The following is a 13,406-nucleotide window of genomic DNA, read 5'->3' as shown; positions in this document are numbered from 1 at the left end:
GACCGAACAACTTTAATGTGGATACCTTTATGGAGCAAAATTCTCAATCACAGCTTAAACTCCTAATCATTCGAGGTAAGGAGTTAGGATATTTAACCTATGCTGATGTCAACGATCACTTGCCTGAAGAGATTATTGATTCAGATCAGATTGAAGATATAATCCAAATGATTAATGACATGGGGATTCAAGTGCTTGAAGAAGCCCCAGATTCTGATGACTTATTACTTTCAGACAATGTCCCTGATGAAGAAGCCGTTGAAGCAGCAACGGCATTGGTATTATCAAATGTTGAGTCAGAAATTGGTAGAACAACCGATCCCGTCCGTATGTATATGCGTGAAATGGGGGCAGTGGAACTACTAACTCGTGAAGGCGAAATTGATATAGCCAAACGTATTGAAGATGGGATTAACCAAGTTCAAACGTCGGTATCAGAATATCCAGAAGCAATTACATATCTTTTAGAACAATATAATTTAACCGAAAGTGGTGAGGTACGATTATCCGACCTAATCACTGGTTTTGTTGATCCTAATGCTGAAGGATCAGGTGATGCACTTCCTGAAGATTTGGAAGATAGTGAAGCTGACATCGAACTTGATGACAGTGATGATGAAAGCGAAGATGAAGATAGCGATTCTTCGGCAGACGATGATGTCTCTATCGATCCTGAAGTTGCACGTGCTAAATTTGCTGAATTAAAAGAGCAACACGATAAAACATCAGAAGCGATCAAAAAATACGGACGAGCTCACAAAAAAGCACAAAAAGAGATCGAAAATTTATCTGAAATATTTAAGCAATTTCGTTTAGTTGGTAAACAGTTCGACATTCTAGTCAACAATATGCGAAGCATGATGGATCGTGTAAGAGCACATGAACGTGTCATTATGAAGATTTGTGTCGAACAAAGTAAAATGCCGAAAAAACAGTTTATGACCTATTTTACGGGTAATGAAAATAACATGAACTGGTTTACTAAAGCATCAAGCTCAAAAGGGGCTTTTGCCGCTAATTTAAAAGAGTTTGAAGAGCAAGTTGCTGCACAAATTGAATCGCTTCAAAAAATTGAAACGGAAACTAATCTTTCTATCGAACAGATTAAAGATATTAATCGTCGTATGTCTATTGGTGAGGCAAAAGCTCGTCGTGCCAAGAAAGAAATGGTTGAAGCAAACTTACGTTTAGTGATTTCTATTGCTAAAAAATATACAAACCGTGGTTTACAGTTCTTAGATCTTATCCAAGAAGGTAATATTGGTTTGATGAAAGCAGTTGATAAGTTTGAATATCGTCGTGGTTATAAATTTTCAACCTATGCAACTTGGTGGATCAGACAAGCGATTACTCGTTCGATTGCGGATCAGGCAAGAACTATCCGTATTCCAGTACATATGATTGAAACGATTAATAAATTGAATCGTATTTCACGTCAAATGTTACAAGAAATCGGTCGTGAACCTACGCCAGAAGAGTTGTCAGAGCGCATGCAAATGCCTGAAGACAAAATACGTAAAGTACTTAAGATTGCCAAAGAACCAATCTCAATGGAAACCCCAGTCGGTGATGATGAAGATTCACATTTAGGGGACTTTATCGAGGATACGGCTCTTGAGCAACCATTAGATGCGGCAACATCTGAAAGTTTACGTAGCGCAACACGTGATATTCTTTCTGGATTAACCCCACGTGAAGCAAAAGTATTACGTATGCGGTTTGGTATTGATATGAATACCGATCATACGCTTGAAGAAGTTGGTAAACAGTTTGATGTAACACGTGAACGTATTCGTCAAATTGAAGCCAAAGCACTGCGTAAATTGCGTCATCCTAGCCGTTCAGACGTGTTACGTAGCTTTTTAGAATAGTATTTTTTTATTTGTAACTATATCGCCACAATTGTGGCGATTTTTTTAACGTGTAAACTGTTAATTATGAATATATTACAACGTTTTAAGATAGATCCATTTTTATTAATTCTGATTTGCGTTGTGCTGACTGCTAGCTTGTTTCCTTGTAAAGGTGAAACCAAAACTGCATTCGAACATTTGACCACCTTCGCCATTGGTTTACTGTTTTTTATGCATGGTGCAAAGCTTTCTTTTCAAGCAATCGTTGTTGGCATTAAAAATTGGCGATTACATTTGCTGATTTTTATTACGACTTTTGTGGTTTTTCCTGTTTTTGGCATCATGATGCAACTGTTGGTGCCAACTTTCCTCTCTGAAAATCTTTATTTAGGATTTGTCTACCTTTGCGTTCTACCTGCGACTGTTCAATCCGCTATAGCTTTTACATCAATTGCAAAAGGTAATGTCGCTGCGGCCATTTGTAGTGCTTCAGCATCCACTTTATTAGGTGTCTTTATCACGCCTGTATTAGTTGGTTTATTGATGCATACACAGGCTGTTGCATCCATGAATATCATGGATGCCATTAGCTCAATTATGCTCAAATTAATGTTACCCTTTATTATTGGTCATTTATCCAGACGCTATATTGGCAAATGGGTCGACAAATATAAAAATATCATTTCTAAAACGGATCGTTTATCTATTCTTTTAGTGGTTTATGTGGCATTTAGTGATGCGGTTGTAAATGGAATTTGGTCTCAAGTTGGCGTGTTATCGCTATTTAGCGTCATCTTTTTTTCTATTTTATTATTAATTCTTGTATTATTGTTCACTACTTATAGCGCAAGATTATTGGGCTTTAATAAAGAAGATGAAATCACCATTGTATTTTGTGGGTCAAAAAAGAGTCTTGCTAGTGGTATTCCCATGGCAAGTGTTATTTTTCCTATCTCGATTATGGGAATAATGATTTTACCTTTAATGATTTTTCACCAAATTCAATTGATGATTTGTGCCTTTTTAGCCGCTCGTTATGCGAAGCGAAAAATATAAAAATTATTTTGCTCATTGCCTTATTCTCAAGGATAATAGAGCCGCCATTAACTACAGAAAGATATATTATGTTTCATCTATTTGCTGATTTAGAATTTTCAACAATTATATTATTAGTCTTTGCATTGCTTTTTGTTCTTTTTTACGAAGCAATTAATGGATTTCATGACACAGCTAATGCTGTGGCAACTGTTATTTATACAAGAGCATTGAAAGAACAACTCGCTGTTTTTATGGCTGGCGTGTTTAATTTTTTTGGTGTACTTTTGGGTGGGTTAAGTGTTGCTTACGCAATCGTTCACCTTTTACCAACCGATTTATTACTCAATGTTAGTTCAGCGCATGGACTGGCAATGGTTTTTTCAATTTTATTTGCTGCCATTATTTGGAATTTAGGGACATGGTATGTCGGTATTCCTGCATCAAGTTCGCACACCTTAATTGGTTCAATTATTGGGGTTGCGCTTGCTAACGCATTTATCATGGATACTTCAATTATTGAAGCGCTTAATATTCCTAAAATGATTCAAATTTTCCTGTCATTAATTGTTTCCCCTCTGGTTGGGTTAATCATTGCGGGTTTAATGATATTTTTATTGCGTAAATATTGGACTCGTAAAGGTCAAAGTAAAAAAAGCAGTAAAAAAAGAGAACGTATTTTTATGACGCCAGAACAGCGTGAAAAGCTCTATGGTAAGAAGAAACCTCCTTTTTGGATCCGTATCATGTTAATTATATCAGCAGCAGGTGTTAGCTTTTCACATGGTGCGAATGATGGGCAAAAAGGGATTGGTTTGTTAATGTTAGTTTTAATGGGAATTGCACCAGCAGGCTTTATTGTGAATATGAGTGCATCTACTTATGACATCACTAATACGCGTAATGCAATTCACAATATTGAAGAGTATTTTGTTTCACATCAAAAAGATTTAACCAGCGTAATTGGTCATCAACCAGCTATCGATTCAACAATTCCAACAACCGATATTAATCAATATCACTGCGACTACTCTCGTTCATTTATGACGATCGGTATTGCTAATTCATTATTTAATAAACTTAATGATTATGAAGCATTAACGGTCGATCAACGTTCACAAGCAAGACGTATTTTACTTTGTTTATCCGATACCGTATCGCATGTTGCAAAACAACCTAATGTTTCCACCGAAGATAAACAATATTTAAAATCTTTAAATAATGATTTACTCAAAACCGTTGAGTATGCACCTGTTTGGATTATTATTGCTGTTGCCTCAGCACTGGCATTAGGCACTATGATTGGTTGGCGACGTGTTGCAATCACCATTGGTGAAAAGATTGGTAAAAAAGGGATGACTTATGCACAAGGTGTGTCAGCGCAAATTACAACCGCATTATCAATTGGTATCGCCAGTTATACAGGAATGCCTGTATCAACAACACAGGTTCTTTCTTCATCGGTTGCCGGTACCATGATTGTTGATGGTGGTGGGGTACAAAGCAAAACGATAAAAAATATTGCATTAACTTGGGTTTTAACATTGCCAATTTCAATTTTGCTATCTGGATCACTTTTTTGGCTTGCTCAAAAATTAATTTAGTAGTAAAAAAGAAGATATTAATTTTACTTTTAATCTGAGCGCCAAAAAAGAAAGGAGTAAAGAACAATGGCTTATAAACATATATTAGTCGCAGTGGATTTATCACCTGAAAGTGAAGTGCTTGTTGAAAAAGCGGTATCGATGGCAAGACCTTATAATGCTCAAGTCTCATTGATTCATGTTGGTATTAATTATTCTGATCTTTACACAGGTTTAGTTGATATTAATATGAATGATATGAAGGATAAAATTACCGAGGATGCCCATATTGCTTTAAATAAATTAGCTGATGATGCCGGTTATCCTATTGCTCATACATTATCAGGTAATGGGGAGTTTGGTCAGGTATTGATTGAAGCTATTCATGAATTCAACGTCGATCTTGTTGTATGTGGTCATCATCAAGATTTCTGGAGTAAATTAATGTCTTCCGCTCGTCAACTTATCAATAATACGCATATTGATACTTTGATTGTTCCATTAAAAGATGAAGAACCCGCTGAACAAACCGCCAAAGGAAAAGTTAATGATCAACCCGCTTAAATAGCGGGTTTTTTTATTCTTTACACGTTACTGTAAAGAATACTTCCGATTCTTATTTCTTAAGTTAGATGAGTATAACATGACTACTTTGCCATTTTTTGATAAGGCATGTTGACGTTTTCAGGGCTATACTCAAAGGTATAAATTAATCAATAAGGAGATTTACGATGAATATTGCATTAGTGACAGGGGCATCTTCAGGTTTTGGTCAAGCAACGTGTCGTAAGTTGATTGCTGATGGTTACAAAGTTATCGGAACTGCTAGGCGAGAAGATAAATTAAAAAGTCTTGCCAGCGAACTGGGGTGCAATTTTTTACCATTGGTTTTAGATGTGACCAAAAATGATGCGGTAGAATCCCTATTGTTACAACTTCCTAAAGAATTTCAACCCATTGATATCCTCATTAATAATGCTGGCTTGGCGTTAGGGATGGAACCTGCCTATCAAGCTAATTATGACGATTGGGAAACCATGATTGAAACAAATATTATTGGGTTAGTGCATTTAACTCATCAAATCTTACCGGGAATGGTTGAACGTAATTTTGGTTATATCATTAATCTTGGATCGGTTGCGGGGAGTTATGCCTATAAAGGTGGTAATGTGTACGGTGCATCTAAAGCTTTTGTAAAACAATTTAGTGCCAATTTACGAACAGATCTACTGGGTAAAAAAATTAGAGTGACCAATATTGAACCGGGATTATGTGGCGGAACTGAATTTTCTAATGTGCGATTTCATGGTAATAATGAACAAGCCGCTGCTGTTTATAAAGGTGTGGATTATATTACACCTGACGATATTGCCAATACCATTTCATGGTTAGTCAATACACCACCACATTTTAATGTGACTTCGATTGAAATTATGCCTGTGGCTCAAGCTCAAGCAGGATTATCAGTATTTAAAGAGTAAAAACAAAATAAATTAATTGTTTTTAGAATAGTAAAAAATTAAGTTTAGTAAACAAAATAGACTTGCACTTAAGCTAATGGATTGCTATTCTTTTATCCTATAATTTTGATTAAGGTTTATGGCAATGACTTTCTCTGAAGTAACAAAAACATTTGCGACAAGTTTGCCGGGCACAGATAGTTATGTCAAACTGCGTAAAGCTATGCGCTCATTAATTCAAGACGATCCAAAAAATGCTGCCGTGTATTTTTTGATTTTTGGGTTTGCGCGAACTTATGTCATGTTGTATGAAGATCAGGAAGTATCACCCCAGTTTGCCGAAGATAATCAAAAATTGATGTTATCGTATTTAAATATCCTTGATGAAGCATTGAAAAAACAAGATGCACAAAGCATATATCAAGCATTGAACAAAGTGGTTAATGAATACGAAAATAGCAAAAAAGTATTTTGATATAGCAGCCCGACATGAAAATGTCGGGCTGTTTTATTTTGTATAGCAATAAAAACAGAGTAGGGAATATCATGAACATAATAATGACAATCACAGGCATTATTATCACCTTAGGCACCATTATGCGATCTAGGGCGGGTTGATATTTTTCTAAAAAATATAAGAAAACCCGCCAAAAAAGGCGGGTTTTTATTTTGTATTGAAGATATGAGGTTCAAAATTTCTTATAAAATGAAACGACTTCAGGCAAGATAAGAAAAAAATCTTATTTAACTGCAATGAGTTTTTATCAGACGTTTTGGCTCAATGGTATTTTGGATGGTCAATGACATAACTTAGGATAGTAAGGGTGGGTGTGATATGAAAGTATTAAAATTTGGAGGAACATCTGTCGCTAATGCAGAACGTTTTTTGCGAGTAGCAGAAATTATTGAGAATAATGCTAAACAAGAGCAAACAGCGACAGTATTATCGGCGCCGGCAAAAATCACTAACCATTTAGTAGCGATGGTTGAGAAAACGGTTGATGGGCAAGATATTAGAAATAACCTTTATGAAGCGGAAAAAATCTTTGCGGATTTGTTAGAAGGTCTTTCAAAAGCACAACCAAATTTTGCTTACGAAGCCATGAAACATTTTGCATTAAATGAGTTAAATCATGTCAAACAGCTACTTGAAGGTATTCGTTTATTAGGACAATGCCCCGATAGCATCAATGCTTCTATCATTTGTCGAGGTGAAAAACTCTCTATTGCCATTATGCAAGCACTGCTTAAAGCAAAAGGGCATTTAGTCACGGTTATTGATCCAGTGGCAATGTTAATTGCAGAAGGTGACTACTTGGAATCAACGGTTGATATTGCTCAATCCACACATCGAATTAGTGATATGCACATCCCTGAAGACCATATAATATTGATGCCTGGTTTTACCGCCGGAAATGATAAAGGGGAACTCGTTGTGCTTGGGCGTAATGGCTCTGACTATTCCGCTTCCGTATTAGCGGCTTGTTTGCAAGCTAATTGTTGCGAGATTTGGACGGATGTCGATGGTGTTTATACTTGTGATCCTCGTATTGTACCGGATGCTAAATTACTCAAGACTATGTCTTATCAAGAAGCCATGGAACTATCTTATTTTGGTGCCAAAGTGCTTCATCCTAGAACTATTTTACCTATTGCTCAGTTCCAAATACCTTGTCTTATCAAAAATACCAATAATCCTGATGCGCCGGGAACATTGATCGGTGCCAATGTCGTTGACTCAACAACACCAGTAAAAGGCATAACTAATCTCAATAACATGGCTATGATTAATGTATCTGGCCCTGGTTTGAAAGGAATGGTCGGTATGTCGGCACGGGTCTTTGCTGCCATGTCTTATGCCGGTATTTCGGTAGTACTCATTACGCAATCTTCATCAGAATATAGTATTAGCTTTTGTATTCCTCAAACAGAATTATATCGAGCTCAAGAAGCATTAAATGATGAATTTTATTTAGAATTAAAAGATGGATTACTGGAGCCGATTGAAGTAATTGATAAGCTTGCTATTATCTCGGTGGTTGGTGATGGTATGCGCACGCTACGAGGTCTATCAGCTAATTTCTTTACTGCTTTGGCGCGAGCCAATATTAATATTGTGGCTATTGCTCAAGGTTCATCTGAACGCTCAATTTCGGTTGTTGTGGATAATGATGTCGCCGTAATGGGGGTGCGTGTTACTCATCAAATGCTATTTGGCACCGACAAAATGTTAGATGTCTTTGTCGTTGGTGTAGGTGGTGTAGGGGGAGCACTGGTTGATCAGATAGGACGCCAACAAAAATGGCTTAAAAATAAACAGATTGATCTGCGGGTCTGCGGTCTGTTTAATTCTAAACACAGTTTATTAAATCGTGATGGCATTGATCTAAAAAATTGGCGAGAACAGATTAAACAATCTGACATTCCTTATACCTTAGAAAGCATAATTGAATTTGCTAAAAATAATCGTCTTCTCAATCCAATTTTGGTTGATTGTACTTCTAGTAGTGAAGTGGCTGATAAATATGCAGACTTTTTAGCCAATGGTTTCCATGTGGTTACCCCTAATAAGAAAGCGAATACTAGTTCAATGGCTTATTATTTACGTTTACGACAAGAAGCCGAAAAAAGTAAACGTAAGTTCCAATATGATACCAATGTGGGTGCAGGGTTACCCGTTATTGAAAATCTACAAAATTTACTCAATGCTGGTGATGAACTCATTAAATTTTCGGGTATTTTGTCGGGTTCGCTTTCTTTTATTTTCGGTAAACTCGATGAAGGCATGTCGTTATCAGAGGCGACAAAACTAGCAAAAGAGAAAGGCTTTACTGAACCTGATCCAAGAGATGATTTGTCAGGGACAGATGTTGCTCGCAAACTATTAATCTTAGCCCGTGAAGCAGGATTACAACTTGAGTTAGATCAGATCAAAGTGGAATCGGTCTTACCTAAAGAATATGCGCAAGGAAGTATCGAAGAGTTTATGACAAAATTACCGCAATTGGATGCTGAATTTAAAGCAAAATCTGAAAAAGCGATACAAGAGGGGAAAGTATTGCGTTATGTAGGCAGCATTGAGGGCGGACAATGTAGTGTTAAAATTGAAGCCGTCGATAGTGAAGACCCACTTTATAAAGTTAAAAATGGTGAAAATGCATTAGCATTTTATACTCGCTACTATCAGCCAATCCCATTAGTCTTGCGAGGTTATGGAGCAGGTAATGATGTCACTGCAGCGGGTGTGTTTGCCGATATTTTGCGTACAACTTCAGGAAAAATCGGAGGTTAAATGACACATCAATCCATAACAGTTTATGCTCCTGCATCAATGGCGAATATCAGCGTGGGATTTGATATTTTAGGTGCAGCAATTAGCCCAATAAGTGGAACGATGCTGGGTGATTGTATCACTGTTGAATCATCAACTGAGTTTAAACTGGTTAGTAAAGGGCAGTTTGTTAAAAAATTGCCACGAGATCCTAAATACAACATTGTTTATCAATGTTGGCAGCGTTTTTGTAAAGCAATGGGTAAAACGTTACCGGTTAGTATCACACTTGAAAAAAATATGCCTATTGGTTCTGGTTTAGGTTCAAGTGCGTGTTCAGTCGTGGGGGCGTTTGTCGCCTTAAATGAGTATTTTGGTCAACCTTTTAATCAAATTGAAATGCTTAAAATGATGGGTGAACTGGAAGGACGAATTTCGGGTAGTGTGCATTATGATAACGTTGCGCCTTGCTATTTAGGTGGCATGCAATTGATTCTGGATGAAATGGGCATAATCAGTGAATCTATTCCTCATTTTGAAGATTGGTATTGGGTTATGGCTTATCCGGGAATCAAAGTCTCAACGGCTGAAGCACGGGCTATTTTACCTGCACAATATCAAAAATCAGATTGTGTCGCTCATGGTCGTTATGTAGGCGGCTTTGTGCATGCCTGTTATACCAAGCAATCTAAATTAGCCGCTGCCATGCTGATCGATAATATTGCTGAACCTTATCGCAAACAGTTGTTACCAAACTTTGATGAAACACAGCAACGTGTAAAACAACTTGGTGCGTTAGCTTCAGGCATTTCAGGTTCTGGACCAACCATGTTTGTTATTGCGGATAAATTAGAGACTGCGCAGCAAATCGAACTACTTCTTAAAAGTCGCTATGTACAAAATAGTGATGGGTTTACGCATATTTGTAAAATTGATCAACAAGGGGCAAGAGTAATTTAAGTTTATCCATTTTTGAAACGTGAGTTAAACTTAAACCTATTCTAATTTATGACTGACTAACCGCTAAAAAGGTTGTCAAAAAGTGTAACCAATTAAAGCATAAAGATTATCGGAAAATATCATGAAATTGTATAATTTAAAAGATCACGCTCAGCAAGTTAGCTTTGCTCAGGCCGTTAAGCAAGGATTAGGACGAAACCAAGGGCTTTTTTTTCCAGAAATATTGCCAAAATTTTCTGCAAACGAAATTGAATCATTATTAAAACTCGATTTTGTAACGCGAAGTGCCAAAATCTTATCCGCATTTATTGGCGATGAAATCAGTCATCAAGATATGCAACGTTTAGTTAATAATGCCTTTCAATTTCCTGCGCCAGTCACAGCAGTTGAAAATGATATTGGTACTTTAGAGTTATATCACGGACCAACACTTGCCTTTAAAGATTTTGGTGGGCGCTTTATGGCGCAAGCATTAGTTCAAGTTGCTGCCGATGATAAAATCACTATTTTAACGGCAACGTCGGGTGATACTGGTGCTGCCGTTGCCCATGCTTTCTATCATCTACCTAATATTCGGGTGGTAATTTTATATCCACAAGGAAAAATCAGCCCTCTACAAGAAAAACTCTTTTGTACATTGGGCGATAATATTCATACTATTGCTATTCAAAGTGATTTTGATGCCTGCCAAGCTCTGGTTAAAAAAGCCTTTGATGATGAAGAATTAAAGACAGCAATTGGTTTAAATTCAGCAAATTCAATTAATATTAGCCGGTTACTCGCCCAAATTTGTTACTATTTTGAAGCCTATGCCCAGCTCACGCCAAAGCAACGAGAACAGTTGGTCATTTCGGTGCCAAGTGGTAATTTTGGTGACTTAACTGCCGGATTATTAGCCAAGACGATGGGGTTACCGATCAAACGCTTTATAGCCGCGACTAATGCTAATGATACCGTTCCTCGTTATTTAGAGACGGGCAAATGGGAACCTCATCCTACTATTGCCACGCTATCTAATGCAATGGATGTGAGCCAACCTAATAACTGGCCACGTATAGAAGAAATTTATCACCGTGAAGGTTGGGTTTTAAAAACACTTGGACATGCCGCTATTTCCGATGAAGTTTCTAAACAAGCCGTTCGTGAACTGGATAAAAAAGGTTATTTATCTGAACCGCATGGCGCTATTGCTTATCGTGCGCTTCGTGACCAACTGCAAACCGGTGAATATGGATTATTTTTAGGTACTGCACACCCTGCAAAATTCAAAGAAGTGGTTGAAGATATTTTGGGGCGAACCATTCCATTACCTAAAGCATTAGCTGAGCGTGCAGATATGCCGTTACTTTCGCATAATATGCCTGATGATTTTGTCAAATTACGTGATTTTTTGATTCAGTTAGATTGGTAATTCGCTTTCCGTCGCTTAATTGGCGACGGTCTGTTTGGCTGGATATTTAAGTGTTCAGGCTAATTTTCAAAAACAAATTGACTTTATTAAGGTAAACCTTGTTTAAATTAACATTTTCAGATATTGTAATGTATATTATGTCATTATAGAGATGTTTTATGTACTGTCCGTTTTGTAATGCTGAAGATACTAAAGTCATTGATTCTCGTTTGGTTGGAGAAGGCTACCAAGTCCGTCGCCGTCGTCAATGTGTGGAATGTAATGAACGTTTCACCACATTTGAAGTTGCTGAATTAATCATGCCTAATGTCATCAAAAGCAATAAAGTTCGTGAACCATTTAACGAAGAAAAGCTCCGTAATGGCATTAAGCGTGCACTTGAAAAGCGTCCTGTTAGTTTTGATGCTATTGAAGATGCCATTACACGTATTAAGTCTAAACTGAGAGCAACGGGTGAGCGAGAAGTTCCTGCAAAATTAATTGGTGACTATGTCATAGAGGAGCTTAAAAATTTAGACAAAATTGCTTATATTCGTTTTGCTTCTGTCTATTTTAGTTTTGATGATATTGAACAATTTAGTAATGAAATTGCTAAATTACAACAAAAATAATTAATAATATGACAACAATTTCTGATCAAGATCACGTTTACATGCATCAAGCGATTGAGCTTGCAAAACTGGGTCGTTTCACGACAACGCCTAATCCTAATGTCGGGTGTGTCATCGTTAAAGATAATCAAGTTATTGGGACTGGTTATCATCAAAAAGCGGGTCAACCCCATGCAGAAGTTTATGCCTTACAAATGGCGGGACAACAAGCAAAAGGTGCAACCGCTTATGTTACCTTAGAGCCTTGTAGTCATTTTGGTCGAACGCCACCTTGTGCCGATGCATTAATTCAATCAGGGGTTAAACGTGTCGTTATCGCAATGCAAGATCCCAACCCTAATGTTGCAGGTAAGGGTATTAAACGTTTACAAGATGCTGGTATTGAGGTAACCCAAGGGGTTTTAGCTGACCAAGCGGAAGCGATTAATAAAGGTTTTTTAAAACGCATGCGCACAGGCTTGCCTTTTGTCCAACTTAAACTGGCGGCTTCGTTAGACGGAAAAATCGCCATGGCATCGGGTGAAAGCAAGTGGATAACCTCAAACAAGGCAAGAGAAGATGTACAACAGTTTCGTGCTCAAGCCAGTTGTATTTTAAGTACTCGGGCGACGGTACAAGCAGATAATGCAAGTTTAACGGTTAGATATAATGAATTGCCGGATGACATACAAAAAATATATTCATTAGAAGATGTCAGACAACCAATTCGAGTCATTATCGACAGTCAAGATGAGTTAACAGGAACTGAAAATATTTTTAATCAATCTGGTGAAACATGGGTGATACGAAAAAACGATACTCCCATAGAAAAGCCAAATACCAAAATAATTATTGAACCAACGCATTGCAAGCAAATAGATTTATCTAAATTATTTTCGCTATTGGCTGAAAAACAGATGAATACGGTTTGGGTTGAAGCTGGCGCTCATCTGGCAGGTGCATTAATTGAACAAGATTTAGTGGATGAACTTGTTATCTATTATGCCCCTAAATTATTGGGACATAATGCGTTAAATATGTGTATATTACCCAATCTGCAAAAACTTGCATTCGCACCACAATTTCACTTTGAGTCAGTTGAAATGATTGACGAAGATTTGAGAGTTATTCTTAAACGAAAATAGTCTTCATTTCCAATATTCGTTTAAATGTGTTTAACAAAGATGCAAGTTATAATGACTATTTGCAAGTCTGATAAATGCAAATTTATGGAACTCAATAG

General features: G+C 37.1%; 11 protein-coding genes. All 11 read left to right on the top strand.

What is annotated here, in order from left to right; translation table 11 throughout:
• Window positions 1-29 precede the first annotated feature (29 nt).
• The 11 genes from rpoD (at window position 30) to ribD (ending at window position 13,308) form a co-directional block, all read left to right on the top strand.
• A complete protein-coding gene (gene rpoD / locus J3U36_RS01970) occupies window positions 30-1,871 on the top strand; it encodes an RNA polymerase sigma factor RpoD (protein ID WP_267352364.1) in 1,842 nt (613 codons plus the stop codon).
• A gap of 66 nt (window positions 1,872-1,937) precedes the next feature.
• A complete protein-coding gene (locus J3U36_RS01965; protein WP_267380886.1) occupies window positions 1,938-2,909 on the top strand; it encodes a bile acid:sodium symporter family protein in 972 nt (323 codons plus the stop codon).
• A gap of 68 nt (window positions 2,910-2,977) precedes the next feature.
• A complete protein-coding gene (gene pitA / locus J3U36_RS01960; protein WP_267380885.1) occupies window positions 2,978-4,492 on the top strand; it encodes an inorganic phosphate transporter PitA in 1,515 nt (504 codons plus the stop codon).
• Between the two features lie 66 nt (window positions 4,493-4,558).
• A complete protein-coding gene (gene uspA, locus J3U36_RS01955; protein ID WP_065558916.1) occupies window positions 4,559-5,035 on the top strand; it encodes a universal stress protein UspA in 477 nt (158 codons plus the stop codon).
• Window positions 5,036-5,202: 167 nt separating this feature from the next.
• A complete protein-coding gene (locus J3U36_RS01950) occupies window positions 5,203-5,952 on the top strand; it encodes an SDR family oxidoreductase (protein WP_267380884.1) in 750 nt (249 codons plus the stop codon).
• Window positions 5,953-6,076: 124 nt separating this feature from the next.
• Complete coding sequence (locus J3U36_RS01945) at window positions 6,077-6,406, top strand: hypothetical protein (RefSeq protein ID WP_065558914.1); 330 nt, start codon at window positions 6,077-6,079, stop codon at window positions 6,404-6,406.
• A gap of 360 nt (window positions 6,407-6,766) precedes the next feature.
• Window positions 6,767-9,223, top strand: coding sequence for a bifunctional aspartate kinase/homoserine dehydrogenase I (gene thrA, locus J3U36_RS01940; protein WP_267380883.1), 2,457 nt, complete (start codon window positions 6,767-6,769; stop codon window positions 9,221-9,223).
• Window positions 9,224-10,162, top strand: a complete 939-nt coding sequence (thrB, locus tag J3U36_RS01935; RefSeq protein WP_267380882.1) for a homoserine kinase — start codon at window positions 9,224-9,226, stop codon at window positions 10,160-10,162.
• Between the two features lie 121 nt (window positions 10,163-10,283).
• Entirely contained in the window at window positions 10,284-11,573 is a 1,290-nt protein-coding gene (gene thrC / locus J3U36_RS01930; protein ID WP_267380881.1) for a threonine synthase, read from the top strand.
• 158 nt (window positions 11,574-11,731) lie between these two features.
• Window positions 11,732-12,184, top strand: a complete 453-nt coding sequence (gene nrdR, locus J3U36_RS01925; RefSeq protein ID WP_065558910.1) for a transcriptional regulator NrdR — start codon at window positions 11,732-11,734, stop codon at window positions 12,182-12,184.
• A gap of 8 nt (window positions 12,185-12,192) precedes the next feature.
• Window positions 12,193-13,308, top strand: a complete 1,116-nt coding sequence (gene ribD, locus J3U36_RS01920; protein ID WP_267380880.1) for a bifunctional diaminohydroxyphosphoribosylaminopyrimidine deaminase/5-amino-6-(5-phosphoribosylamino)uracil reductase RibD — start codon at window positions 12,193-12,195, stop codon at window positions 13,306-13,308.
• The last annotated feature ends 98 nt before the right edge of the window (window positions 13,309-13,406 follow it).

The sequence above is a fragment of the Gilliamella sp. B3817 genome (assembly GCF_026536705.1).
Classification (GTDB): Bacteria; Pseudomonadota; Gammaproteobacteria; order Enterobacterales; family Orbaceae; genus Gilliamella; species Gilliamella apicola_I.
The sequence above is the reverse complement of the archived record's forward strand: the minus strand, read 5'-3'. Positions and strand labels throughout refer to the sequence as shown.